The following is a 24769-nucleotide window of genomic DNA, read 5'->3' as shown; positions in this document are numbered from 1 at the left end:
GTAGAACTGAGGAGATCGGCCCATCCCAGCCGCTCCCGGCGGCCAGGGCCGATCCGACCCACACTGTGCGTCGCCGACACCGGAACGGGAACTGGGATGACTCCTCAACAGCAGGGAACGGGCAGCGGCACCGCGGCCGGACGGCGGACGGGGTTCGCCGAGCACATAGCGGCGGTCCAGCGGGTCCGCCGCGACTACCGGGCGCTTCCGCAGGACGCGCCGGTCCGGCTGGCCAAACCCACCTCCAACCTGTTCCGTTTCCGGGAGCCCTCCTCCGGCCCCGCCCTGGACGTCTCCGGCTTCACCGGCGTCATCGCCATCGACCCGGTCGAGCGCCTCGCCGACGTCGGCGGCATGACCACCTACGAGGACCTCGTCGCGGCGACCCTCCCGCACGGGCTGATGCCGACCGTCGTCCCCCAGCTGCGTACCATCACCCTGGGGGGCGCCGTCACCGGTATGGGGATCGAGTCCTCCTCCTTCCGCAACGGCCTCCCGCACGAGGGCGTCCAGGAGATGGAGATCCTCACCGCCACGGGCGACGTCGTCACCGCCACCCGGGACAACGAGCACAGCGACCTCTTCCACGGCTTCCCCAACTCCTACGGCACACTCGGCTACAGCCTGCGCCTGCGCATCGAGCTCGAACCCGCGTCCCCCTACGTGCACCTGCGCCACCTGCGCTTCCACGGAGCCGCCGAGGCCATGGACGCGCTCGCCCGGATCTGCGAGGACCTCGAGCACGAGGGGCAGCCGGTCGACTTCGTGGACGGGGTGGCCTTCGGGCCCGGTGAGCTGTACCTCACCCTGGCCCGGTTCACCGACCAGGCGCCCTGGACCAGCGACTACACCGGGAACGACATCTACTACCGGTCCATCCGGCGCCACGCGGGCCGCGGCCCGGGCGACTACCTCACCCTCCACGACTACCTGTGGCGCTGGGACACCGACTGGTTCTGGTGCTCGCGCGCCTTCGGCGCCCAGCACCCGCTCGTGCGCCCCCTGTGGCCGCGCTCCCTGAAGCGCTCCGACGTGTACCGCAGGCTGGTCGCCTGGGACCGGCGGACCGACTTCTTCCGCCTCCTCACCCACTACCGGGGCAAGCGCCCCCAGGAACCCCTGATCCAGGACGTCGAGGTCGGCGTCGAGAGGGGGGCCGAGTTCCTGGACTTCTTCCACTCCGAGATCGGCATGGCCCCGGTCTGGATGTGCCCCCTCCGGCTCCGCGAGCCCCGGCGGCCCGAGCTGGGGGAGGGCGAGCACATCTGGCCGCTCTACCCCCTGGAGGACGGCCGCCTCTACGTGAACTTCGGTTTCTGGGGGCTCGTCGACATGAAACCGAACCAGCGCCGCGCCCACCACAACCGGCTCGTCGAGGAGCGCGTCGCCGACCTGGGCGGACACAAGTCCCTGTACTCGGACTCCTTCTACGGCGAGGACGAGTTCTGGCGGCTCTACAACGGTCCCGCGTACTCCGCGCTCAAGGAGGCGTACGACCCCGGGGGGCGGCTGCTGGACCTGTACGCCAAGTGCGTGCGAAACCGCTGACACCACAGGGAGGCGGGCCGCGGGGACGGACCGCCTCCGAGAGAGGTAAGGACAGAGAGCATGCGTCTTGCCGAGATCTTCGAGCGCGTCGTCGGGCCTGACGCGCCCCTCCGGTTCACCGCCTACGACGGCAGCAGCGCAGGGGACCCGGACAGCGACGTCGCCCTGCACGTGCGGACACCGGTCGCCGTCAACTACCTGGCCCAGTCCCCGAACGGGCTCGGGCTCACCCGCGCGTACGTCTCCGGTCACCTGGAGCTGGAGGGCGACATGTACACCGCCCTCAGACACATGGCGGACTTCGCCTTCGCCGAGGGGATCAACGTGTCCGCCCGCGACCTCGCCGAGATCGTCCGCTCCGTGGGCTGGGTCAAGTTCGTCAACCGGGTGGCCCCGCCGCCGGAGGAGATGACCCGCGGCCGGCTGGCGACCCGGGGCTGGCGCCACTCCAAGCAGCGGGACGCCGAGGCGATCCACCACCACTACGACGTCTCCAACGCGTTCTACGAACTGGTGCTGGGCCCGTCCATGACCTACACCTGCGCGGTCTTCGACGACGCCGACGGCGCCCTGGACAGGGTGGGCCGGGAGGACGGCGCGCTGGAGAGCGCCCAGTTCCGCAAGTACGCACTGGTCTCGCGCAAGCTCGGCCTGGAGCCGGGCATGCGCCTGCTCGACGTGGGCTGCGGCTGGGGAGGCATGGTCATGCACGCCGCCCGGGAGCACGGGGTCCGCGCCCTCGGCGTCACCCTGTCCAAGGAGCAGGCCGAGTGGGCGGGCAAGAAGATCGCCCAGGAGGGGCTGTCGGAGCTCGCCGAGGTCCGGCACATGGACTACCGGGACGTGCCCGACGGCAGCTACGACCGGATCAGCTCCATCGGCCTGACCGAGCACATCGGCGCCAGGAACCTGGACGCCTACTTCGCCTCGCTGTACGCCAAGCTGGTCCCCGGGGGCCGGCTGCTCAACCACTCCATCACCCGGCCGCGCAACAACCTCAGGCCGATGGACACCGGCGGCGTCATCAACCGGTACGTGTTCCCCGACGGGGAGCTGGAGGGGGCGGGCCGGATCCAGACCGCGATGAACGACGCGGGCTTCGAGATCCGCCACCAGGAGAACCTGCGCGAGCACTACGCGCTCACCCTCCGCCACTGGGGCGCCAACCTGGAGCGCAACTGGGACGAGGCGGTCGCCGAGGTCGGAGAGGGCACGGCCCGGGTCTGGCGGCTCTACATGGCCGGGTCCGTGCTGGGGTTCGAGCGGGACGTGGTGCAGCTGCACCAGATCCTCGGGGTGAAACTGGACGGCACCGCCGCCCACATGCCCCTGCGCCCGGTGTTCTGACGCCGGCGCGGCCCCCGGCGCCCCGGGGCCCGCGCCGGCGGGGGCCCGCCGGCCCCTGTTCGCCGGAAGGGGATCCCGGCCTGTCCGGGGCTCCGCCGGGACCCGTTCGCGGCATCATGGACCCGAGCCCCACCATCCAGAAGGGACCACCACCGTGTCCTCAGAGTCATTCTCCGGACCATCCCACGATCCCCGCGACGGCAGGACGCCGCCGCCGGAGACGCCGGACCGCGTCCGGCGGACCGCGATCGAGCTGATCGAGGCCTACGCGGACCGGGACCGGGAGGCGCTCGACGCGGTCGTCCCGCGCGCCGCCGACGACGTGGACGAGGTCCTGTCGGAACTGAAGGTCGTCGCCGCCTTCCTCGGCCGCAGGGTGCAGCAGACCGGTGTGGTGTGGAAGCCCGCCGACTCCCGCGAGGCCGTCGCCCGTACCGTCGCCGAGATGCTCCCGCCCGAACTGGAGTTCGCGGTCGCCACCGCGTGGGAGGCCCACTCGGTCGGCGAGGAGGAGGCCGCCGAGCGCTTCACCCGGGGCGACCCCATGGTCTACGTCCACATGCTCGCGGCGTTCGGGGCCGCCATCGGCCTGGCCGTCTACAAGCGCGCCGAACTCCTGTCCGTCCTGCGCCAGGTCACCGGCCTGGCGGAGTAGGGCGGCGACACGCGGGTCCGGGACCCCGGTGACGGAGGGGTCGGGCGTGCCCCGGGGCGCGCGGTGAGCCGGTTCCCGGGCCCCGACCCCTAACGGGTCAGACACAAATCACAGTGGTTTACTTCACTGGAGGCCGTTCTTTACGTAGGTTTCCTACCAACCCTCAGGGGACCCTCGAAAGGAACGGGAGGCGTGCCGATGGCCCGCAGACGAACCCACAAGTACGTTCCACTCCCCGCCGCCGCGGTGGCGCTGGTCCTGGCCGCCACGGCGTGCGGTTCCGGCGGGGGCGGTGACGGCTCCGCCGCCGACGGGCTCACGGTGTGGATCATGCAGGGCACCAACCCCGACGAGACCGGGTTCTTCGAGGAGGCCAACGCCGCGTTCACCGAGGAGACCGGTGTCGAGGTCGACGTCGAGTTCATCCCGTGGCAGGACGCCCAGAACAAGATCTCCACGGCCATCGCCGGAGGGACCACGCCCGACGTGGTCGAGCTCGGCAACACGCTCACCCCCGGGTTCGCCGACGCCGGGGCGCTGCACGACCTGTCCGGGTACGACATCGACACCGACCAGTACATCCCCGGCCTCATGGAGATGGGCCGGCTCGGCGACGGCGTGTACGGCGTTCCCTGGTACGCCTCCATCCGCTCCGTGGTCTACCGCTCGGACATCTTCGAGGAGCACGGCCTGGAGGTGCCGGAGAACTGGGAGGAGCTGCGCGAGACCGCGACGGCCCTCGCCGAGGCGGAGGACGGCATGATCGCCTTCCCCGTGCCCGGCGACGCCCAGTACTCGGTCATGCCCTGGATCTGGGGCGGCGGCGGTGAGATCGCCGTCGAGCAGCCGGACGGCACCTGGGTGTCGGAGATCGACACCCCCGAGGGCCGGGCGGGGATCGAGTTCTTCACCGGCCTGGCCCTGGAGGACGGCACCTCCACCACGGGCGCGGTCAACTGGACCGAGATCGAGGTCATGGAGTCGATCGCCAACGAGGAGGCGGCGATGGCCATCCTCGGCAGCGCCAACCCGAAGGCCATCCTGGAGAGCAACCCCGAGCTGGAGGGCAGGATCGACTCCTTCACCCTCCCCGGCCAGGAGGAGGGGTACATGCCCTCCTTCGCCGGCGGCTCCCTGCTCTCGGTATTCGAGGGCACCGGCAACGAGGAGGCGGCCTGGCAGTACGTCCAGCACCTCACCGGCGACGAGTTCTCCATGCGGTGGTCCGAGGAGACCGGGTTCTTCCCCGGCGTCACCGCGAAGGTCGAGGAGTTCTCCGAGTCGGCCGACCCGATCCTGGGGCCGTTCGCGGTCCAGCTCAACGAGGCGAGCCGCGGCGTTCCGGTGACCCCGGCCTGGACCCAGGTCGAGGCCGAGAAGCTCCTGGTCGGCATGCAGCAGTCCATCCTCAACGGCGAGGCATCGGTGGACGAGGCCACCGCGGACACCGCCGCGGAGATCGAGCGCATCCTCAACGGGGGTTAGGCAGTGGGAACACCGGTCGGGCTGGGAACCAGTGGACCGGGGCAGGGCGTCCGCCGCCCCTCCGGACCGTCCCCGAGGCGGTCCGGGGCCGGGCGGCGGCCCCCGCTCCTGGGCCGGCGCGCACGGAGGACCCTCCTCCCGTGGGTGCTGCTCGCCCCCGCGCTGACGGTCATCGGGCTGCTCCTGCTGTTCCCGCTCGGCCGGATCCTGTGGCTCTCCTTCCGCGACTTCAAGCTGCGCAACCTGATGTCCGGCGAGTCCGACTTCATCGGCCTGGACAACTACGTCGCGCTGCTGACCGACCCCTACCTGTGGCAGGTCGCCATGGTGAACACGGTCGTGTTCGCCGTGGTCGCGGTCCTCACCACGATCGTCGTCGGCACGCTCGTGGCACTGCTGCTGTCGACGCTGTCTACGGTCCCCCGGCTCGTCGTGGTCTCCTGCATCATGGTCGCCTGGGCCATGCCCGCCGTCAGCGGGACCTACGTCTGGGTCTGGATCTTCGACGTCGACAACGGCGTCGTCGCCCAGGCGCTGACCTCCCTCGGGCTGCTCGACCCCTCGGGGCACAACTGGTTCGCCGACCGGCTGTTCTTCTACGCCATCGTCACCCTCAACGTGGTGCACGGCGGTTTCCCGTTCGTGGCGGTCACCGTCCTGGCCGGACTGCTCACCGTCCCCGCCGAACTCCACGAGGCGGCCCGGATCGACGGGGCCGGCGCCTGGAAGCGCTTCTGGCACGTCACGTTCCCGGTGCTGCGGCCCGTGTTCGCGGTGGTCACGGTGCTGTCGACGATCTGGGACTTCAAGGTGTTCGCGCAGATCTACCTGATGCCCGGCGGCGACGTGGGCGGCTCGGACATGCTCAACCTCGGCGTGTGGTCCTACGTGAGGTCCTTCGGCCACAACGACTACGGGCTGGGCGCGGCCATCGCCGTCCTGCTCACCCTGCTGCTGCTGGTGGTCACGGTGTTCTACCTCAGGGCGCTGTTCCGAGAGGACGGGCTGAGGTGACCGGGCGCGGCTGCGGGGCGCGCACGGGGGACCGCGGCTCAGTGGACGCCCGACACCAGCTTGTCCCGCACCCGGCGCCAGTCCACGGAGGCCAGGGAGCGCCGGTTGAGGTCCTCCCGGACCGCGGACATGGTGCGCAGGTCGTACTCGTCGAGCGGGCGCCCGTCGTCGTTGTCCTGGTTGACCAGGTTGTCCACGTACGCGAACAGCAGCCGGCCGCCCGTGTCGGCGAGGGCGTGCCGGACCGCCCTGTCGCGGAACCGCGCGTCGTGCGGGATCCAGCTGATGACGACCTCGGTGGGGGAGGGGCCCGGGGAGTCGTGCACGGCGCTACCCCGCCGCTTCCGGCGGTCCCGACCATCCTGGCGACACGGCCCTCACCCCTCCTCGCCCGCCGGGGCCGGACAGGCGTCCCGCACCGGGCAGAGGTGGATTCTAACGGCCCGTCCCGGCCGCCGGACAACCCGATCCCGCCCTACGGGCGCCGCTGACGAGGAGGACCGTTGGGCACGACCGCACACGTATCGGCCGCCACCGACCGCGACTGGGAGGAACGGGTCCGCCGGGCCAGGCGCAGGGGCGGCGCAGTTCGCTCAGGCCGCCTCCTGGCCAAGGGCGCCGCGGTGGGCGCGCTGCTGCTGTTCACCCTGTTCCCGGTGTACTTCATGCTGACGAGCGCGTTCTCGGACCGGAGCACCTCGGGCACCGGGGCGCTGCTGCCGACCGCGCCGACCCTGGACAACTTCGCCTACGTCCTGACCGAGGGCAACTTCGACACGTACATGGCCAACTCGCTGGCGGTCGCCTGCATCACGGTGGTGGGCGCGTGCGTGCTGTCGCTGCTGGCCGCGGTGGCGGTGGCCCGGTTCCGCTTCCGGTTCCGCACCGCCGTGCTGGTCATGATCCTCATCGTGCAGATGGTGCCGCTGGAGGCGCTGGTCATCCCGCTCTTCCTCCAGGTGCGCGACCTCCAGATGCTCAACACCCTGCTCGGCCTCGGCATCGTGTACGTGGCCCTGTCCCTGCCGCTGGCGGTGTGGATGATGCGGGGCTTCGTCGCGGCCGTGCCCGTGGAGGTGGAGGAGGCCGCCTACATCGACGGCGCCTCCTGGCTCCAGATGTTCTGGAGGGTCCTGTTCCCGCTCGTCGCGCCCGGCCTGGTGGCGACCGCGATCTTCTCGTTCATCGTGGCCTGGAACGAGTTCGTGCTCGCCCTGACCTTCATGACCCAGAGCGAGAACTACACCGTCGCGGTCGGCCTGCGCCAGTTCTTCGGCCAGTACGCCAACGAGTGGGGGCACGTGATGGCCGCGTCCACCCTCATCACCCTCCCGGTCATGGTCTTCTTCATCCTCGTCCAGCGCTTCCTGGTCTCGGGCCTGGTCCAGGGCGCGGTCAAGGGGTAGGGGCGGGGCCGGCCCCGGGAGGACCGGTCCCGCGCTCCCGGCGGCCGTCCCCGCGCGCACGCTCGGGGACGGCGCGTGTCAGCCGCGCAGCTCGCGTTTGAGGATCTTCCCGGTGGACGTCATCGGCAGCTCGGTGCGGAACTCGACCTCGCGCGGGTACTTGTAGCCCGCCAGGCGCTCCTTGGACCAGGAGACGAGTTCGTCGGCGGTGAGGTCGGAGCCCTCCTTGGGGATCACGAACGCCTTGACCTCCTCGCCGTGGGTGTCGTGCGGGACGCCGACGACCGCGGCGAGGCTGACCGCGTCGTGGGTCATCAGGACCTCCTCGACCTCGCGCGGGTACACGTTGTACCCGCCGCGGATGATCATGTCCTTGGAGCGGTCGATGATGAAGTAGAAGCCCTCCTCGTCCCGGCGGGCGATGTCGCCGGTACGGAACCATCCGTCCCGGATGACCTCGGCGTTCACCTCGGGACGGTTGTGGTAGCCCTTCATCACCAGGTGGCCGCGGACGGCGATCTCCCCGACCGGCTCCCTGTCCTCCTCCTGGACGACCTCGTTCCAGTCCGGGTCGATCAGCTTCATCTCCACACCCCACACCGGGCGGCCGATCGAACCGGTCTTGGCCTTGACCCGGGGGTTGTTGAAGGAGGCGACCGGCGAGGTCTCGGACAGGCCGTAGCCCTCCTTGATGCCGACGCCGAACACCTTGGTGAAGTCCTCGGCGAGCCGGCCGGGCAGGGCGGCGCCGCCGGAGACGGCGTCGACCATGTTCGCGGCGATGCCCTCGAGGTCGTACTCGCCGGCCCCGGCGCCCTGGACCGCGTTGAGCAGGCCCCAGTACATGGTGGGCACGCCCGCGAACCCGGTGACGCCCTCCTTCTCCATGAGGCGCAGGGCCTCGCCCCCGTCGAAGCGCGGCATGAGGACCATGGTCCCGTGGCGGTACAGGCAGGCGTTCAGCATGACCGTCTGGCCGAAGATGTGGAACAGAGGGAGGACCACCAGGGAGACGTCGCGGCCCTCCGGGTGCGCGTTCACCAGCTTGGCCGAGCCGATGGCGTTCATCATCAGGTTGTTGTGGCTCAGCTCGGCGCCCTTGGGCTTGCCGGTCGTGCCGCTCGTGTAGATGATGACCGCCGTGTCCTCGGCGCTCGTCTGCACGCTCTCGAACTCGCCGGACCGGCCCTCCAGCGCCTTCCAGAAGGTCTCGGCGCCGTCGATGGTGGACTCGGTGGCGCCCGGCACGGCGGGGAGGTCCACGTAGATGTCGCAGCCGTCCGTCTGCTGGAAGGCCTCGTGGGCGCGCGGGCCCAGCGGCAGTTCCGGGGTGCCGGTGAACGCGAACAGCGCCTTGGCCCCGGAGTCCTCCAGGTGGTAGGCGATCTCACGGGGGGTCAACAGCACGTTCAGGGGGACGACCACCGCGCCCGCCTTGAGGGCGCCGAAGTAGACGAACGGGAAGTAGGGCACGTTCGGACTGGCGAGTGCGACCCGGTCGCCGGGTCTGATCCCCCGGGAGACGAGGAGGTCGGCCACCTGGTTGGCGATCATGTCGGTGAGGGCGTAGTTCAGGCGCAGGTCCCCGAAGACCAGGCACTCCTTCTCGGGCGCCGAGCGGGCGCCGTCCTCCAGAAGCACGGACAGGTTGAACATGGGGGCCTCCCGCAGGCAGGTGAATCCGGTGGATCCGGATAAGTCAGGACACGCACGAAGGGAGCCGGTGTGACCGGGATCGCGTGTTCTGTGCCACTTTCACGGCAGAGTAACAAACCGAACAGTCGGTGTGGAGAGGACGCGGGTCCGTAATCTCACCGATCTTTTCGCTACGCTCCGTCACGGTTCCCGGCTCCCGGGCGGGCGGGGGCCGTCCGCGGTCCGAGGGGCGCGAACGCGTCCTGCGCCCGACCCGCCAACCGCTAACCTGTGGGAAGTACACCCGGACGCGGCTAAGGAACCTTCAGCGATGACAGCGGTAGACGGCGACCAGACGACGGGCGACACCTACGACGCCCGCGCCCTCCAGGACAAATGGCAGGCGCGCTGGGCCGCCGAGCTCCCGTTCCAGGCCGAGGAGGATCCCGAGGACACCCGTCCGCGCTCCTACATCGTCGACATGTTCGCCTACCCCTCCGGCGACCTGCACATGGGTCACGCGGAGGCGTACGCCATCGGCGACGTCATCGGCCGCTACCGCTTCCAGCGCGGCGACAACGTCCTGCACCCCGTCGGCTGGGACTCCTTCGGGCTGCCCGCCGAGAACGCGGCGATCAAGAACGACTCGCACCCGGCCGAGTGGACCTACGCCAACATCGAGACCCAGGCGGCCTCGTTCCGGCGCTACGGCATCGGCGTGGACTGGTCGCGCCGCCTGCACACCTCGGACCCCGAGTACTACAAGTGGAACCAGTGGCTGTTCACCCGCTTCTTCGAGCGCGGGCTGGCCTACCGCAAGGACGGCCAGGTCAACTGGTGCCCCAAGGACCAGACGGTGCTCGCCAACGAGCAGGTCGTCCAGGGCAGGTGCGAGCGCTGCGGCTCCGACGTCGTCCGCCGCAGCCTGAACCAGTGGTACTTCAAGATCACCGACTACGCCCAGCGCCTGCTGGACGACATGGACCAGCTCGACGGAGGCCGCTGGCCCGACGAGATCCTGGCCATGCAGCGCAACTGGATCGGCCGCTCCACCGGCGCCGACGTGCACTTCCGGATCGAGGGCCGCGACGAGCCGGTCACGGTGTTCACCACGCGCCCGGACACCCTCTACGGCGCCACGTTCTTCGTGGTGGCCGCCGACGCGGACCTGGCGGAGGAGCTGTGCGCCCCCGAGCAGCGGGAGGCCTTCGACGCCTACCGCGCCGAGGTCGCCAAGCTCTCCGACATCGAGCGCCAGGCCACCGAGCGCCCCAAGACCGGTGTCTTCCTGGGCCGCTACGCCGTCAACCCCGTCAACGGCGAGCGCATGCCCGTCTGGGCCGCCGACTACGTCCTGGCCGACTACGGCCACGGCGCCATCATGGCGGTGCCCGCGCACGACCAGCGCGACCTCGACTTCGCCCTGGCCTTCGACCTGCCGGTCAGGGTCGTGGTGGAGACCGGGGAGCCCGACCCGGCGGAGACCGGCGTGGCCACCGCGGGCGAGGGCACGCTGCGCGACTCCGGTCCGCTGGACGGCCTGGCCAAGGCCGAGGCGATCGAGCGCATCATCGGGGTGCTCGCCGAGCGCGGCACCGGCGAGGGCACGGTCAACTACCGGCTGCGCGACTGGCTGCTGTCCCGCCAGCGCTACTGGGGCACGCCCATCCCGATCGTCCACTGCCCCTCGTGCGGCGAGGTCGCGGTCCCCGACGACCAGCTGCCCGTCACCCTCCCCGAGCTGAAGGGCGCCGAGCTGGCGCCCAAGGGCGTGTCGCCCCTGGCCTCGGCCGAGGAGTGGGTCAACGTGGACTGCCCGTCCTGCGCGGGCCCCGCCCTGCGGGACACCGACACCATGGACACCTTCGTGGACTCGTCCTGGTACTTCCTGCGCTACTGCTCGCCCCGCCTGGACACCGCCCCGTTCGACGTCGAGGCGGTCGACAAGTGGGGGCCGGTCGACCACTACATCGGCGGCAAGGAGCACGCGACGCTCCACCTGATGTACGCCCGCTTCTTCACCAAGGTCCTGCACGACCTGGGCATGGTGTCCTTCACCGAGCCCTTCCGCCACCTGACCAACCAGGGACAGGTCATCAACCAGGGCCGGGCGATGTCCAAGTCCCTGGGCAACGGCGTCGACCTGGGCAAGGAGATCGACGCCTACGGCGTGGACGCCGTCCGGCTGACCATGCTCTTCGCCTCCCCCCCGGAGGAGGACGTCGACTGGGCCGACGTGTCCGCCGTCGCGGCGCAGAAGTTCCTCAACCGCGCCTACCGGGTGATGAGCGAGGCGGGAGCGGCCAGCGAGCCCGGCGCCGACCCCGCCGGGGGCGACACCGCCCTGCGCAGGGTCACGCACCGCACCATCGACCAGATCACGAACCTGGTCGAGTCGCGGCGGTTCAACGTGGCCATCGCCCGCACCATGGAGCTGGTCTCGGCGACCCGCAAGGCCATCGACTCCGGCCCCGGGGCGGGCGACCCCGCGGTGCGCGAGGCCGCCGAGTTCGTGGCCGTCGCCCTGTCCCTGTTCGCGCCCTACGTGGCGGAGGAGGGCTGGGAGAAGCTGGGCCACGTGGGCACCGTCGCCGTCGGCCACTGGCCCGAGGCGGACCCCGGCCTCCTGGTGCAGGAGACCGTGACCTGTGTCGTGCAGGTGCAGAGCAAGGTCCGTGACAAGCTGTCCGTGGCGCCCGACATCGACCCCGCCGAGCTGGAGAAGCTGGCGCTGGCGTCGGAGCGGGCACAGGGCTTCATCGGCGACAAGCAGATCCGCAAGGTCATCGTGCGCGCGCCGAAGCTGGTGAACATCGTCGTCGGCTGACCGGAACGGGACGGCGGCCGCCGGGCGCGGCCGCCGTCCCCCGCGGTCGGCTCGGTGACCGACAGGGAGGCGGGTGGCCGGGTGGGTCCCCTCGTGCGGGTGGCCGTGATCGGTGCGGGCGCGGTGGTGCTGTCCGCGGCCGCCGTCGGCGGCGGGCTGTGGCTGTCCGGGAACGACCCGGACGTCCCCGAGAGCGGTGACGTTCACGCCGCGGCGACCGGCTGCGACGCCGTCACCGGCGAACTCCTCGCGGAGCGCCTGCCCGGGGCGGTCGCGCAGCCCCGGGAGCAGGGCCCCCTGGAGGGCGGCGACAACCTCGTGTGCGCGTGGTCCTCGCCCGGGGCCCCCGGCGGCGACGGGGGAGCACTGCGCGTCGACGTGTCGGCGCTCTTCACCGACGCCACGGGAGAGGAACCGGTGACCGGGGCCGACCGCGCCGCGGAGGCGTACACGGCACTGCTGCCCGTGCGCGCCGAGGAGGTGGACCTGCCGACGGGCGAGGGCGCGGTGTGGCACGGGCAGGTGCCCGGCACCGCCGAACTCGCCTTCCACAGCGACAACCTGTTCGTGCGCGTGTCCTACGCGGGCCTGACCGGGCAGGAGCCGGTCGACCCCGAGGACGCGGCCGACCTGGCCGCCGAGTTCGCCGGACGGATCGGGGAGTCCCTGTGAGCCCGCAGTACCCCGCCCAGCCCCCGTACGGCCCTCCTCCCGAGGTGGTGCCGTCGGCGCAGCCGCAGAGCAGGGGCTGCGCGACGGCGGGAGTGGTCGCCGCCGGCCTGGCCCTGCTCCTGCTCGCGGCCGGCGCGATCTGGTACGTCGTCACGCGGGACTCCCCGGAGACGGGCGAGTACGAGTCGGCCCCCGGGTGCGCCGCCGTCGCGACGGAGACGCTGGACGCGCTGGTGCCGGGGCACGAACTGGAGCTGGAGGAGCCGGTCGGCGGTCCGGAGGACCCGGCCGGGTCCGGGTGGCAGTGCCGCTGGGCCACCCCGGAGGGCCCGGGAGAGGCGGTTCCGGCCACGGCGACGCTGGTGATGGTGGCCGCTCCCAACCCGGGCGGGGTGACGACCGCCGCCGACAATCTGCGCGCGACCACGGAACAGCACGACACCACCGGGCTGGACGGTGTCGGCGAGGAGGCGGTGCGCTGGACCCGCGGGGCGCCGTTCACGGTCGGCTGCGTGGGGACGCGGGTCTCCAACCTGTACCTGGAGTCCTGCTACAGCGTGGCGTCCCGCTACGACGCGACCGAGCCGGCCGACGAGGAGCGTATCGTCGCCGACGCGGAGGAGCTCGCCCTGGCGGTGGTCGGGGCCCTCCCGGAGTCGATCCCCGAGTGACGGGCCGGCGCCCCCCGGGCGCCCCCGACGGCCGGGAGCCCTACCAGGCGGTGTCGAGGAACTCCTCCAGCGCCGGGGCGACCCCCTCGGCGAAGGGTCTGTCCGAGTCCAGGACCGCCGCTCCGGGCTCGTCCTCGAAGGCTCGGAGGATGTGGTCGGTACCGGGCAGGTCCACGCGTTCGGCGCCGTCCAGACCCGTCATGAGCCGGTCCACGTCCTCCCGAGAGACCTGGGCGTCGTCCTCCCCCCACAGGACCAGGACCGGTGTGCCCTCGGGCAGGTCGCGACCGAGTTCGACGGGGTCGAGGCCGTCCATGAACGCGAGGAAGTCGGCGTTCCACGGTGTGTAGACGCCGAACCGGTCGCTCTCCTGCGACGTGAGGTCGCGTCCTCCCCTGACCGCGGCCCGCCCGGCGCGCATGTCCGAGAGGAGCTGCACCGCCTCCGCCTCCTCGATCTGGCCCGCCCCCTCCGCCATGCGGACCTGCTCGGTGACCTGGCGGTCGAGGAGGTCCAGGTAGCGCGTGCCCGGAGGGGCGGTCAGCACCAGCGCGGGCGAGGGGTGCCCGGAGCCGATGAGCTCGTGGGCGCGCAGGGCGTAGAGGGCGCCCTCGCTGTGGCCGACGACGACCACGCGCCCCGGGTCCACCTCGGGCTGCGCGACGAGCTCCTCGTACGCCGCCACGACCTGCCGGTCGAAGACCCCGGGGTCCACAGGGGCGATCGTCCGGACGCCCCCGGGGCCGGTCTCCTCCCCGGTCTGCGGGTCCGGGCCGCTGCCGAACTTGTCGTAGCGCAGCGAGGCCACGCCGGCTTCGGCGAGTACGCGGGAGAGGTTGCGGTTGGTGTCGGCGTCGGGCCGCGCGGGCGCGTTGCCGTCGCGGTCGGTGGGACCGCTGCCGGAGATGATGAGTGCGCCGGGGACCCTCCCGGACGCGTCGTGCGGTGTGCGGAAGCTCGCGGAGACCTCGTGCCCGCCGCCCTCGAAGGCGAGTTCGCGCTCGACCCCGCCGGCACCGGGGGGCTCGGCGCCGCCTGTGTCGGCCGGGGCGCAGGCGGCGGAGAGCAGGACCGCGAGGGCACCGCCGACCAGTGCGGCGCGCGGTCGGGCGGAGGGGGAGGAGAGTGGTGTGGACACGGTTCCAGCCTAGCGGCCCCGCCCGGCGGGCCCCCGTCGTCCACAGGCCCTCCCGCGACCGTGAGCCTGCCGGGCGGCCCATGCCCGGGAGGCCGGGGATGCGCCGAGGTTCCCGCGACCGCGCGCGTGCCGAGCGGCCCCGGCCGCCGGGCGCCCGCGCGCACGGCACGGCGCCCCCGGGCCGTCGCAGGACGGCGCCGGGGGCGCGGGGCAGTGGGGCCGGACCGGGGTCAGACGCGTCGCATGACCGCGACGACCTTGCCCAGGACGGTGGCGGCGTCACCGTTGATCGGCTCGTAGGCCTCGTTGCGCGGCATCAGCCAGACGTGGCCGTCCTCCTCGCGGCGCAGGACCTTGACGGTCGCCTCGTCGTCCAGCAGGGCCGCCACGATGTCACCGTTGTTGGCGTCCTGCTGCTGGCGGACCACGACCAGGTCGCCGTCGGTGATGGCGGCGTCGATCATCGAGTCGCCGACCACGGTGAGCATGAACAGGCGGCCCTCCCCGACCAGCTGGCGGGGCAGCGCGAGCACGTCCTCCACCGACTCCTCGGCCAGGATGGGCCCGCCGGCGGCGATGCGGCCGACCAGGGGCACGGCCGCGGCGCGCGAGGGGTCGATGTCCTCGGGGGTCACGGTCCGGCCGGCGGAGCGGCCGGGCGAGCGCAGCTCCACCGCCCGGGGCCTGTTCTGGTCCCGGTGCAGGTAGCCCTTGCGCTGGAGGACCTTGAGCTGGTGCGCCACGCTGGAAGGGCTGGAGAGGCCGACCGCTTCCCCGATTTCCCTTATCGACGGGGGGAAGCCCCGCTCGCGCACATACCGCTGGATGCAGTTCAGGACGCTCTGCTGTCGGGCGGTGAGTTTGGGGGCTTCGGGCGTGGATCCCCCCGTGTTCCCCACTGCGGTGAGAACGGCGGTGGAATCTGCGGTTCCGGGATTCTCCTCCGGCACGGCCGGGCCTCCTCGGCATTCGGTTCGGTCAGGGCCTGATTGCGTGACTGGCCACCACCGGTCCGCAACCGCGCCGACCTGGGGTCCGCGTGATGGCGAAACCAGCGTGAAATCACAGTCAACATTAGACGTTGCGCACGGTGATATCAAACAAGCGTTCGATGGCTCGGTCCATTGTCCCGCGTGTTTTCGCGGTCAATTTCCGGCCTCTACCGACGTGTGTACACGTGTTCACGTGGTGTTGTCCCCGGAATGCGCGAACACGTCTCCCCGAGGGCGGTTCCGGGGGATGTGGGACTGGTCTCCCGGATCCCGGGGGCGATGCCGGAACCCCCTCGTGGGACGTGCTTCCGGGCGCGGCGGGCCGCCGGTCGCAGCGGGCGCCGGGGGCCTCCGCCGCTATTCTTGTCGACGGAGCCGGACGCCCCCGGGGCGGCCCGGCGCCCCCGCGCCCCCCTGTCCGCCCCCCTGCCTCCGCCGCGGGTCCCGTCGCGTGTCCGCGTGCGGGACACGCGGGCCGCGGAGTTGCGGGCCACCCCTTGGTGCGCCTAAGTTCGACCACAACATCTGGTGCTCTCGCGGGATGGATTGCCCAGGAGTTGTGGTTTAGTAGAGATACAGGGTGTCGATTCGGTGAGGGAAGCAGGTGAACCAGGATGCACTGTCCGTTCTGCCGCCATCCGGACACCAGGGTGATCGACAGCAGGTCCACCGACGACGGCGCGGCCATCAGGCGCCGCCGGTCCTGCCCGGTGTGCGAGCGCAGGTTCACCACGCAGGAGACCGTCCTGCTGATGGTCGCCAAGCGCTCCGGGGTCACCGAGCCCTTCAGCCGTACCAAGATCATCGCCGGGGTGCGCCGGGCCTGCCAGGGCCGCCCCGTCTCCGAGGACGCGCTCGCCAAGCTCGGCCAGCAGGTCGAGGAGGAGATCCGCGGACGCGGCGTCGCCGAGGTGCCGGCCCACGAGATCGGCCTGGCCATCCTCGGCCCGATGCGTGACCTGGACGAGGTGGCCTACCTGCACTTCGCCAGCGTCTACCGCGGATTCGAGAGCCTCGCCGACTTCGAGGCCGAGATCGCCAGCCTGCGGCAGGACCGGGAGGACGGCGACGGCGGCGCGGCCGGCCCCCTCCCCGAGAGCAGCACCACCACCGGGTAGCGCCCCCGCGGCCGGGAGAGGGCCGCGGGCGGGGCACCGCAGGGGCCGGCCGGACACCGCGGGACACGTCCTCCCGTGACCGGCCGTCCCGTATTCCAAGGACGCCGTGCACGGTTGGGCAGGCCGTGCCCACGAGGTAGGGGGAGAATCCACGATGACGGAAACCGCCAGCGGTTCCACGGGGCGCAAGGGCAAGGGGAGCCGCAAGGGCCTGAAGATCAAGCGGGTCTTCACGACCCCCGGGACGCACCCGTACGACTCCCTGGAGTGGGAGCGCCGCGACGTCGTCATGACCAACTGGCGTGACGGCACGGTCAACTTCGAGCAGCGCGGCGTGGAGTTCCCCGCCTCCTGGTCCATGAACGCCACCCAGATCGTGGCGAGCAAGTACTTCCGCGGAGCCGTCGGCACCCCCGAGCGCGAGTGGAGCCTCAAGCAGCTCATCGACCGCGTCGTCGGCGTCTACACCGCGACCGGCGTCGAGCACGGCTACTTCGCCGGCGACGAGGACGCGGAGATCTTCGACCACGAGCTCAAGCACGCCCTCGCCAACCAGCTGTTCAGCTTCAACTCGCCGGTGTGGTTCAACGTCGGGACGGCCTCGGCGCAGCAGGTCAGCGCGTGCTTCATCCTCTCCGTCGACGACACCATGGAGTCGATCCTCGACTGGTACAAGGAAGAGGGGATCATCTTCAAGGGCGGGTCCGGCGCGGGTGTGAACCTCTCCCGCATCCGCTCCAGCAAGGAGCTGCTGTCCTCGGGCGGCACGGCCTCCGGACCCGTGTCCTTCATGCGCGGAGCCGACGCCTCGGCCGGGACCATCAAGTCCGGCGGAGCCACCCGCCGGGCCGCCAAGATGGTCGTCCTGGACGTCGACCACCCCGACATCGAGGAGTTCGTCGAGACCAAGGCCCGCGAGGAGCACAAGATCCGCGCCCTGCGCGACGCCGGCTTCGACGTGGACCTGGGCGGCGCCGACATGTTCAGCGTCCAGTACCAGAACGCCAACAACTCCGTCCGCGTCTCCGACGCGTTCATGCGCGCCGTCGACACCGGCTCCGAGTTCGGCCTCACCTCCCGCACCACCGGCGAGGTCGTCGCCACCGTGGACGCCAAGGACCTCTTCACCCGGATGGCCAGGGCCGCCTGGGAGTGCGCCGACCCCGGCATCCAGTACGACGGCACCATCCAGGACTGGCACACCAACCCCGAGACCGGGCGGATCAGCGCCAGCAACCCGTGCAGCGAGTACCTGTCCCTGGACGACTCGTCCTGCAACCTGGCCTCGATCAACCTGCTGAAGTTCCTGCGCGAGGACGACACCTTCGACGTCGAGGGCTTCACCAGGCTCACCGAGCTGGTCATCACGGCGATGGACATCTCCATCACCTTCGCCGACTTCCCGACCGAGAAGATCGGTGAGACGACCCGCTCCTACCGCCAGCTCGGCATCGGCTACGCCAACCTGGGCGCCCTCCTCATGGCCACCGGCCACGCCTACGACTCCGACGGCGGCCGTGCCGTCGCCGCCGCCGTCACCTCGCTGATGACCGGCACCGCCTACCGCCGCAGCGCGGAGCTGGCCGGGGTGGTCGGCCCCTACGACGGCTACAAGCGCAACGAGCAGGCCCACAAGCGCGTCATGCGCAAGCACGCCGCCGCCAACGACGACCTGCGCACGGTGACCTCCCTGGAGGAGTCCGTCCACGCCGCGGCCACCCGCGAGTGGGCCGAGTGCCTCAGGGTCGGGGAGCGCAACGGCTGGCGCAACGCCCAGGCGAGCCTGCTCGCGCCCACCGGCACCATCGGCTTCATGATGGACTGCGACACCACCGGCATCGAGCCCGACTTCTCGCTGGTCAAGTTCAAGAAGCTGGTCGGCGGCGGTTCGATGCAGATCGTCAACCAGGCCATCCCGCGCGCGCTCGCGAACCTGGGCTACCAGGACGAGCAGGCCGAGGCGATCGTCGAGTACGTCGCCGGGAACGGCCACGTCGTGGACGCCCCCTCCCTGCGTCCCGAGCACTACGAGGTGTTCGACTGCGCGATGGGCCGCCGCTACATCAAGCCCATGGGCCACGTGCGGATGATGGCCGCCGTGCAGCCGTTCCTGTCCGGCGCGATCTCCAAGACGGTGAACGTGCCGGAGGACGCCACGGTCGAGGACTTCGAGCACATCTACTTCCAGGGCTGGAAGCTGGGCCTGAAGGCGCTCGCCGTCTACCGCGACAACTGCAAGGTCGGCCAGCCGCTGTCGACGGGCGCGTCGGAGAAGGAGGAGGCGGAGCCCGAGGTGCGGACCGTCGAGGTGGCCCGCCCGGTCCGCCGCCGCCTGCCCAAGAAGCGTCCGAGCGAGACCACCTCGTTCTCCGTGGGCGGCGCCGAGGGGTACATCACGGCGGGCTCCTACCCGGACGACGGCCTGGGCGAGGTCTTCATGAAGCTCGGCAAGCAGGGTTCGACCCTGGCCGGGGTCATGGACGCGTTCTCCATCGCGATCTCCATCGCCCTCCAGTACGGGGTGCCGCTGGAGACCTACGTGGACAAGTTCACCAACATGCGGTTCGACCCGGCGGGCATGACCGACGACCCGGACATCCGCATGGCCCAGTCGGTGGTGGACTACATCTTCCGCCGCCTGGCCCTGGACCACCTGCCCTACGAGGAGCGCGCGGCCCTGGGCGTCCTGTCGGCCTCCGAGCGCCAGGCGCAGCTCGCGGGCGAGGACCCGGCCCAGGTCGCCGCCCAGGTGGAGTCCTACGCCCAGTCCGCCGCCACCCACGGGGCGGAGGCGCCCGGGACCCCGGCCGCGCCCGCTCCGCAGGCGTCCCCGGCGGAGCCCGCCGAGGTGCACTCCACGGCGGACCTGCTGGCCGGCCAGGGGTTCGTCGCCGACGCGCCGCTGTGCGTCACCTGCGGCACCAGGATGCGGCCCTCCGGCAGCTGCTACGCCTGCGAGGGCTGCGGCTCCACCAGCGGTTGCAGCTGATCGCACGACGGCCCCGAGCGGGGCCGGGACACGCCCGCCGGGGGCGGGGGCCGTACGGCCCCCGCCCCCGGCGGCGATTCCGGAGGGGCCCGCCCTCCGGCCCGGCGGCGGCCGGGGCCTCAGCCGCGGTCGCGGTCGCCCGCGGCGACGGCGACCGCCGCGGTGGCGGCGGTCACGCCGAGCACGGCGGGCCACGAGCCGACCTTCCGGGCCAGCGGGTGCGCCAGGCCGAACGCTCCCACGTACACCGCGGTGAGCGCCACCGCTGTTCCCACGCCGGACCGGCGGCGCCACGTCTCGAACGCCGCGGCGCCGAAACCGGCCAGCACCGCCCCGCCCAGCGGCCGGTTGCCGGTGGCGCGGGCCACCGAGTACCCGCCGACCAGACCCGCGGTGGTGAGAACGGCGCTGGGCACTGCTGGCATCGTGCTTCCTTCCCTCGTCCCGGCCGGAGCCGGCGCGGTGCGTGCGGGACCGACGTTATCCCCGCGCCCGTGGGCGCGCCACGCGGCGCGCATGCGTCGGGGGAGGGGAGCGGCGTTGACCTGGGAGGTGACAGGAGGGCCCGCCCGTCACACTCCGGACACGAGGGCTGGGTTTCGGGCATAGCTCATGACAGGGTTGATGCTGTCCCCTAACGCCTCGCAGCGCACGGAACCGGTCCCGACCTGGAACCGGACCGCGGTACGCGGCGTCGAAGCGGATAGTTCCCCGACCCCTGACCAAGGAGTTCCCGCCTATGTCGTTCGCGCAGACCGTGCGCGGCGCGGCCGGCGCCGTCGCCCAAGGGGGCGATCCGCGCCAGGCCGTGTCCGACGCGCTCCACCAGGCCTCCTCGCAGGTCACCGAGGGCAGTGGCCTCGACCCCCGCGACTTCGTCGCCGCCCGAGAACAGGGCGACTCCGTGGGCACCCGGATCGAGCAGAAGAGCACCTCGCTCAACAACGCGGGCGAGGCGCTCAACCGCAGCTACTACGAGCGCGGCAGCGGCGGCCCGGTCCACGTCATCTGCACGATGGTGATCCCCAAGGGCCGCACCCTCGTGACGATGCTCCCCGCGATCCTGCTCCTCGTCCTGGGGGTCCTCGGCGCCTTCACCGTGCTCCTCCCGCAGGCCATCGCTGGCGGAAACCCGCTGATCAACCCGTTCTTCGGCCTCCACTACTGGATCATCACCCTCGCGATCGCCGCGTTCATGTGGTGGCGCCAGGGCATGGTGATGGTGCCGGAGGGCTGCGAGGCGATCGTCACCCGGTTCGGCAAGATGGAGAACATCTACCAGCCCGGCCGGGTCACGCTCCTCAACCCCTGGAAGCGCGTCTCCTACATCGTCAACACCACCCGGGAGTACCCCTTCAACGCGCCGATCCGCTCGGCCCCCACCAAGAGCGGCGTGCAGGCCTCCATCGACCTGTTCGTGCAGTTCAGGATCAAGAACGCCACCGACTTCGTCTACACGCTGGGCGGGGTGAACGGCTTCCAGGAGAAGCTCAACAACGCGATCAGCGAGACCACCCGGAGCCTCGTCTACGAGCAGGAGGCCTCGGCGATCTACGACATGGTCGGCGACAACACGCAGAGCCTCGTGGAGCAGCTCAACCGGCAGTTCAGCGGGATCGTCGAGCTGACCAGCGCCAACATCACCCACGCCGAGCCCTCCAACCAGGAGTACCGGATGGACCTGGCGGCGCCGGAGATGGTCCGCGTGGCCAAGGACGCCTACACGTTCGAGTACGAGCTCCAGCTGCGCAAGGAGCAGAACGAGGGCGACCTGAACAAGGAGCTCGCGACCCTCAACGAGACCCTCTCCGCGATCCAGGCCGACATCGCGCAGTACCAGGCGCAGATGGACACCGCGCTGGAGCGGGAGACCAACAGGGCGCGGGCCACCGCCCGCCAGCGCTTCGTCGAGGCCGAGTCCGAGGCCAACGCCAACGCCGCGCTCCTCCAGGCGCAGGCCCTGGACATCCGCGCGGTCAGCGCGGCCGAGGCCCCCGAGATCCTCAACTACCGCTTCCGGGAGAACCTCCTGGACAAGCTGGAGTCGGTCGCCGACAGCCTCCCGCAGGTCCTGCGGATCGGCTCGGGCGACGCCGCCAGCGTCGACTACCTGCGCATCGCGCAGGAGATCATCGGCCAGGCCGACACCGCCCTGTTCTCCCAGGAGGACATGGAGGCCATCCGCTCCCGGCTGGGCGACATCCGGGGCCGCATCGTCGAGCGCCAGCAGGAGATCGACGCGCTCCTCGCGGAGGACGGTGACGCCGCGGGCCGGCCGGCCGGGGAGGACCCGGGCGAGGACCTGGTGGAGGAGATCCGCCAGTCCGTCTCCGAGCAGGCCATCGACGAGCGCCTCGCCGAGGCGCCCCGGCAGCCCCGGGGGGACGGGGAGGCGGACGCCTTCACCGCACCGTCCGACGCCCCGGCGCCCTCCGGCGGACCGCGCCACGACCCCGAGCACCCGCCCCCGCCCCCGTGGTCGCAGCACGGTCCGCAGGGGTCCGGCCCGAACCAGGGAGGTCAGTAGATGAGCCAGTCCGTGAACGCCGGCAGCGGCTCCAGCATCAAGGAGTCCCTCGCCTCCTGGGGCGACCTGGCAGGCCTGCTGCGCGGCGGCGACCAGGGCGCGATCGTCCCGGTCGTCATACCGCGCGACAACCGGGGCCTGCGCTGGACGGTCCTGCTCTGGTTCGGCTTCTTCGCCCTGTGCTCGGCGCTGATGATGACCCTCAACGCCTTCGTCGGCGGGGTCGCGGCCGGTGTCGCCTACAGCGTCCTGTCCGTCCCGACGCTGATCGTCGGCGTGCTCAGCATCGCCGCCGCCGGGCTGTGGTGGTGGCGCGGCTCGATCATCGAGATCGAGGAGGGCACCCACGGCATCCTCACCAGGTACGGCGCGATCGTGCGGCCGATCGGCCCGGGCCGCCACTACCTGTGGCACCCCTGGTCGCGCGTGGACTTCGTGGTGGACACCCGGACGGAGATCCCCTACACGGCTCCGGTCCTGGCCTGCCCCACGCGCGAGAACGTGCCGCTGAAGTCGATCGAGTTCTTCCTCAAGTTCCAGATCACCGACCCGATCCGGTTCGTGACGATCATCGGCGCCAGCAACTTCGACCTGGTCCTGTCCAGCGCGGTGCAGGACGCCATCCGCCAGCGCAGCCGCCAGGTCAACACCGAGTCGGCCTACGACCTGCGCGGCTCCAACGTCGAGGACATGCGCCGCCTCCTCAACGGCCAGCTGGAGAAGTACGGTGTGCGGATCACCGGCTGCAACATCCCCGACGTGCAGCTGCCCAACCAGTACCAGCAGCACCTGGCCACCCGCGAGCGGGTCGCCAAGGAGCTGGTGGCCTACGAGCAGGAGTGGGAGCTGACGCGCAAGCGCCGCATCGACACCCTGCTGATGGACATCGAGCGCTCCAAGAAGACCCGCGACGCGAAGATCGTCGAGGTCAACGCCTCCCTCAACAAGGCGCGCAAGGACGTGGCGCAGATGCTGGAGGAGCAGGTGACCGAGGCCCAGCGGGTGCGCTACGAGATCGAGACGCGCGGCCGGGCCGACCTGGTCGCCGCGGAGAACGAGGCCAAGGCGCAGCAGCGCCTCGCCACTGCCTACCGGGACAACCGGGCCGTGCTGGAGTACGAGCTGGCGCGCCGCCGACTGGACGTCGGCGCGGTCCTGGCCGAGCGGGCCCCGCGCCCGGTCGTCGTGCAGACCGAGGCGGGCTCCGGTGACGGTTCGGCGCTGTCGACGCTGATCACCGCGCAGCTGCTGCCCCAGGTGCTGAACGGCGCGGGGTCCCCGCGCACGCCGCTGGGCCCGTCTTCGGACGCCGCGCGAGAGGCGATGGAATCGGCCCAGGGGGCGGTCGCCGCCGCGGCGGAGCGCCAGCAGCAGATGGCGGACGAGTACCAGCGCCGGCAGGAGGGCGCGATGCGCCGGCAGTTCGAGAACGGCGAGGGCTACGGCGGCCAGGGCCGCCGGGGCTAGCCCCGGCCGTACCGCCGACCCGGGTGGGGAACCCGGGGACGGAGGCGGAAGCAGGGGAGGACCCGCGCCCGGGGCGCGGGTCCTCCTCGTGCGTGCGGGGCCCGGACGGGGCCGCGGCGGTCCGGGCTCAGCCCGCGAGGGTGAGGTCGGCGTAGCCCGCATCGATGTCGATCCCGTGGCGGGCCGCGATCTCCACCAGCCCCTGGATCTCGCCCGCCTGCGCGCTGGCCAGGTCGTCGTCGCCGACGGCGTGCGCCCGGTGCAGCGCGGTGACGGAATCGTGGATACGCAGGTGAAGGGTGAGCATGAACTCGCGCATGAAGCATCTCCTCGGTGTTGGCGACGCTGCCACGGGAGGAGCCGCGCTCCTCTCCGGGGGGATGCCCCCTGTGTACACGGTGAGGGTGAGAGCAGTGTTGGAACGGCACAGGGGGCGGCAAAGAACGGGGTGGGAACACCTCGGACCGCCGGGCGGAGCCGGACATCCCGGGCGGGGGACGACGGCGCCCCGGGCCCCCGGGAGCCGGGGGCGCCGGGGCGCCGCGGGTGCGGATGGAGCGGGTCAGTGGTCGACCCACACGTACCAGTCGCCGGAGACGTGCTCGTAGATCTTCGACCCCTGCCCGGGGACGAAGACCCCCTCGGGCACCTCGCCCGTGCTGTAGGCCAGGCCGGAGGGGCCGAAGAGCCCCGAGCCCTCGACCGCGAAGTGCGTGATGTCCTCGGAGACCGAGATGCTGCGCAGCGAGTACAGGCCCACCTGCTCGCCGTTGAGGGGGATGGTGGTGGGATCCTCCGCCTCCTGCCGCAGGGCCAGCAGGTCCTCGGAGGACGCCTGGATCCGCGCCTGGAGCGGGAGGTCGGCCGCGGACACGCCGATCGCCGCCGCGGCGATCAGTGGCGCGGAGATCCAGCGGAGCCAGTAGTGGCGGATCATCGGCCGGGCGACGGCCAGGGCGATTCCCAGGCGCAGGGCGCCCATCCCTGCGAGCAGGAGCCCGCCGACCAGGCCGACGAGGAACGTCGGCAGGTGCCCGGCGGGGACGCTGTCCTCGAACAGCAGGAGGAGGCCGACCACTCCGCAGGCGGGGATGTAGAGCCGGCCGGGCGGGCGCGAGGCCCAGCTGATCATGCGCTGGCCGAGCGTCGGCTTGCCGGCGATCTCGATCAGTTTGGCCACGGACCCGTCAGGGGTCGGGCCGGGAGCTGCGGCGGACATGGCGTTCTCCCCCACCGAATCCGTGTGGAGACGCGAGCCCGCGGCACGATGGAGAGGGG

Annotated in this window: 20 protein-coding genes; 13 read left to right on the top strand and 7 right to left on the bottom strand. The window is 71.6% G+C overall.

What is annotated here, in order from left to right:
* The first annotated feature begins 96 nt into the window (after positions 1-96).
* The 5 genes from ACFQBR_RS12210 (at position 97) to ACFQBR_RS12190 (ending at position 6049) form a co-directional block, all read left to right on the top strand.
* Entirely contained in the window at positions 97-1548 is a 1452-nt protein-coding gene (locus tag ACFQBR_RS12210; protein WP_267948649.1) for an FAD-binding oxidoreductase, read from the top strand.
* A gap of 60 nt (positions 1549-1608) precedes the next feature.
* On the top strand, positions 1609-2895 hold the full coding sequence (locus ACFQBR_RS12205) for a cyclopropane-fatty-acyl-phospholipid synthase family protein (protein ID WP_330159068.1): 1287 nt from the start codon (positions 1609-1611) through the stop codon (positions 2893-2895).
* Positions 2896-3049: 154 nt separating this feature from the next.
* A complete protein-coding gene (locus tag ACFQBR_RS12200; protein WP_267948651.1) occupies positions 3050-3550 on the top strand; it encodes a hypothetical protein in 501 nt (166 codons plus the stop codon).
* A 198-nt stretch (positions 3551-3748) separates the two neighbouring features.
* Positions 3749-5035: a sugar ABC transporter substrate-binding protein gene (locus ACFQBR_RS12195; protein ID WP_344182930.1), complete on the top strand. Its 1287-nt coding sequence runs from the start codon at positions 3749-3751 to the stop codon at positions 5033-5035.
* Positions 5036-5143: 108 nt separating this feature from the next.
* Positions 5144-6049, top strand: a complete 906-nt coding sequence (locus tag ACFQBR_RS12190; protein WP_267950284.1) for a carbohydrate ABC transporter permease — start codon at positions 5144-5146, stop codon at positions 6047-6049.
* Between the two features lie 38 nt (positions 6050-6087).
* On the opposite strand, the gene ACFQBR_RS12185 is transcribed toward ACFQBR_RS12190, so the two are convergent.
* Positions 6088-6375 (bottom strand): hypothetical protein, encoded by a 288-nt coding sequence (locus ACFQBR_RS12185; protein WP_267948653.1) that lies wholly within the window; start codon positions 6373-6375, stop codon positions 6088-6090.
* 297 nt (positions 6376-6672) lie between these two features.
* Between ACFQBR_RS12185 and ACFQBR_RS12180 the strand changes: the two genes are divergently transcribed.
* Positions 6673-7455: a carbohydrate ABC transporter permease gene (locus ACFQBR_RS12180; protein WP_267950285.1), complete on the top strand. Its 783-nt coding sequence runs from the start codon at positions 6673-6675 to the stop codon at positions 7453-7455.
* Positions 7456-7533: 78 nt separating this feature from the next.
* Here ACFQBR_RS12180 and ACFQBR_RS12175 read toward each other — a convergent pair whose 3' ends face one another.
* Positions 7534-9111 (bottom strand): long-chain-fatty-acid--CoA ligase, encoded by a 1578-nt coding sequence (locus tag ACFQBR_RS12175; RefSeq protein ID WP_344182928.1) that lies wholly within the window; start codon positions 9109-9111, stop codon positions 7534-7536.
* Between the two features lie 310 nt (positions 9112-9421).
* Here ACFQBR_RS12175 and leuS point away from each other — a divergent pair, with 310 nt between their 5' ends.
* From leuS to ACFQBR_RS12160, 3 genes are all read left to right on the top strand, one after another.
* Complete coding sequence (gene leuS, locus ACFQBR_RS12170) at positions 9422-11917, top strand: leucine--tRNA ligase (RefSeq protein ID WP_344182926.1); 2496 nt, start codon at positions 9422-9424, stop codon at positions 11915-11917.
* 81 nt (positions 11918-11998) lie between these two features.
* The gene (locus ACFQBR_RS12165) at positions 11999-12589 is read left to right on the top strand and encodes a hypothetical protein (protein ID WP_378553268.1); all 591 of its coding nucleotides are present in this window, start codon (positions 11999-12001) and stop codon (positions 12587-12589) included.
* Positions 12590-12633: 44 nt separating this feature from the next.
* Entirely contained in the window at positions 12634-13260 is a 627-nt protein-coding gene (locus ACFQBR_RS12160) for a hypothetical protein (RefSeq protein WP_344182939.1), read from the top strand.
* Positions 13261-13300: 40 nt separating this feature from the next.
* Here the strand turns inward: ACFQBR_RS12160 and ACFQBR_RS12155 are convergent, their stop codons facing one another.
* Both ACFQBR_RS12155 and lexA read right to left on the bottom strand, forming a co-directional pair.
* A complete protein-coding gene (locus ACFQBR_RS12155) occupies positions 13301-14398 on the bottom strand; it encodes an alpha/beta hydrolase family protein (protein WP_344182922.1) in 1098 nt (365 codons plus the stop codon).
* Positions 14399-14628: 230 nt separating this feature from the next.
* Positions 14629-15348 (bottom strand): transcriptional repressor LexA, encoded by a 720-nt coding sequence (gene lexA, locus ACFQBR_RS12150; protein ID WP_344182920.1) that lies wholly within the window; start codon positions 15346-15348, stop codon positions 14629-14631.
* A gap of 656 nt (positions 15349-16004) precedes the next feature.
* Between lexA and nrdR the strand changes: the two genes are divergently transcribed.
* On the top strand, positions 16005-16508 hold the full coding sequence (gene nrdR, locus ACFQBR_RS12145; protein ID WP_267948659.1) for a transcriptional regulator NrdR: 504 nt from the start codon (positions 16005-16007) through the stop codon (positions 16506-16508).
* A 154-nt stretch (positions 16509-16662) separates the two neighbouring features.
* Complete coding sequence (locus ACFQBR_RS12140) at positions 16663-19497, top strand: vitamin B12-dependent ribonucleotide reductase (protein WP_344182918.1); 2835 nt, start codon at positions 16663-16665, stop codon at positions 19495-19497.
* A 119-nt stretch (positions 19498-19616) separates the two neighbouring features.
* Here the strand turns inward: ACFQBR_RS12140 and ACFQBR_RS12135 are convergent, their stop codons facing one another.
* Complete coding sequence (locus tag ACFQBR_RS12135; protein WP_352983522.1) at positions 19617-19922, bottom strand: hypothetical protein; 306 nt, start codon at positions 19920-19922, stop codon at positions 19617-19619.
* Between the two features lie 314 nt (positions 19923-20236).
* Between ACFQBR_RS12135 and ACFQBR_RS12130 the strand changes: the two genes are divergently transcribed.
* Positions 20237-22024, top strand: coding sequence for an SPFH domain-containing protein (locus ACFQBR_RS12130; RefSeq protein ID WP_344182914.1), 1788 nt, complete (start codon positions 20237-20239; stop codon positions 22022-22024).
* Positions 22025-23491 carry an SPFH domain-containing protein gene (locus ACFQBR_RS12125; RefSeq protein ID WP_344182912.1) on the top strand — a complete coding sequence of 489 codons (1467 nt, stop codon included), beginning with the start codon at positions 22025-22027 and terminating at the stop codon, positions 23489-23491.
* 127 nt (positions 23492-23618) lie between these two features.
* Here ACFQBR_RS12125 and ACFQBR_RS12120 read toward each other — a convergent pair whose 3' ends face one another.
* Together ACFQBR_RS12120 and ACFQBR_RS12115 are read right to left on the bottom strand one after the other, a co-directional pair.
* The gene (locus ACFQBR_RS12120) at positions 23619-23810 is read right to left on the bottom strand and encodes a hypothetical protein (RefSeq protein WP_330161659.1); all 192 of its coding nucleotides are present in this window, start codon (positions 23808-23810) and stop codon (positions 23619-23621) included.
* Between the two features lie 243 nt (positions 23811-24053).
* Complete coding sequence (locus ACFQBR_RS12115; protein ID WP_267948665.1) at positions 24054-24710, bottom strand: hypothetical protein; 657 nt, start codon at positions 24708-24710, stop codon at positions 24054-24056.
* Positions 24711-24769 lie beyond the last annotated feature (59 nt).

It is taken from the genome of Nocardiopsis tropica, assembly GCF_042660575.1.
Lineage (GTDB): Bacteria > Actinomycetota > Actinomycetes > Streptosporangiales > Streptosporangiaceae > Nocardiopsis > Nocardiopsis tropica.
This window is presented reverse-complemented; position numbering and strand designations above follow the sequence as displayed.

What these genes read in the sequence shown, in the direction of transcription:
- ACFQBR_RS12205 (WP_330159068.1), top strand. Translation starts at nt 1,609, where the DNA reads ATGCGTCTTGCCGAGATCTTCGAGCGCGTCGTCGGGCCTGACGCGCCC.
- ACFQBR_RS12120 (WP_330161659.1), bottom strand. Translation starts at nt 23,810, where the DNA reads ATGCGCGAGTTCATGCTCACCCTTCACCTGCGTATCCACGATTCCGTC.
- leuS (WP_344182926.1), top strand. Translation starts at nt 9,422, where the DNA reads ATGACAGCGGTAGACGGCGACCAGACGACGGGCGACACCTACGACGCC.
- ACFQBR_RS12115 (WP_267948665.1), bottom strand. Translation starts at nt 24,710, where the DNA reads ATGTCCGCCGCAGCTCCCGGCCCGACCCCTGACGGGTCCGTGGCCAAA.
- ACFQBR_RS12135 (WP_352983522.1), bottom strand. Translation starts at nt 19,922, where the DNA reads ATGCCAGCAGTGCCCAGCGCCGTTCTCACCACCGCGGGTCTGGTCGGC.
- nrdR (WP_267948659.1), top strand. Translation starts at nt 16,005, where the DNA reads ATGCACTGTCCGTTCTGCCGCCATCCGGACACCAGGGTGATCGACAGC.
- ACFQBR_RS12125 (WP_344182912.1), top strand. Translation starts at nt 22,025, where the DNA reads ATGAGCCAGTCCGTGAACGCCGGCAGCGGCTCCAGCATCAAGGAGTCC.
- ACFQBR_RS12130 (WP_344182914.1), top strand. Translation starts at nt 20,237, where the DNA reads ATGTCGTTCGCGCAGACCGTGCGCGGCGCGGCCGGCGCCGTCGCCCAA.
- ACFQBR_RS12175 (WP_344182928.1), bottom strand. Translation starts at nt 9,111, where the DNA reads ATGTTCAACCTGTCCGTGCTTCTGGAGGACGGCGCCCGCTCGGCGCCC.
- ACFQBR_RS12140 (WP_344182918.1), top strand. Translation starts at nt 16,663, where the DNA reads ATGACGGAAACCGCCAGCGGTTCCACGGGGCGCAAGGGCAAGGGGAGC.
- ACFQBR_RS12195 (WP_344182930.1), top strand. Translation starts at nt 3,749, where the DNA reads ATGGCCCGCAGACGAACCCACAAGTACGTTCCACTCCCCGCCGCCGCG.
- ACFQBR_RS12210 (WP_267948649.1), top strand. Translation starts at nt 97, where the DNA reads ATGACTCCTCAACAGCAGGGAACGGGCAGCGGCACCGCGGCCGGACGG.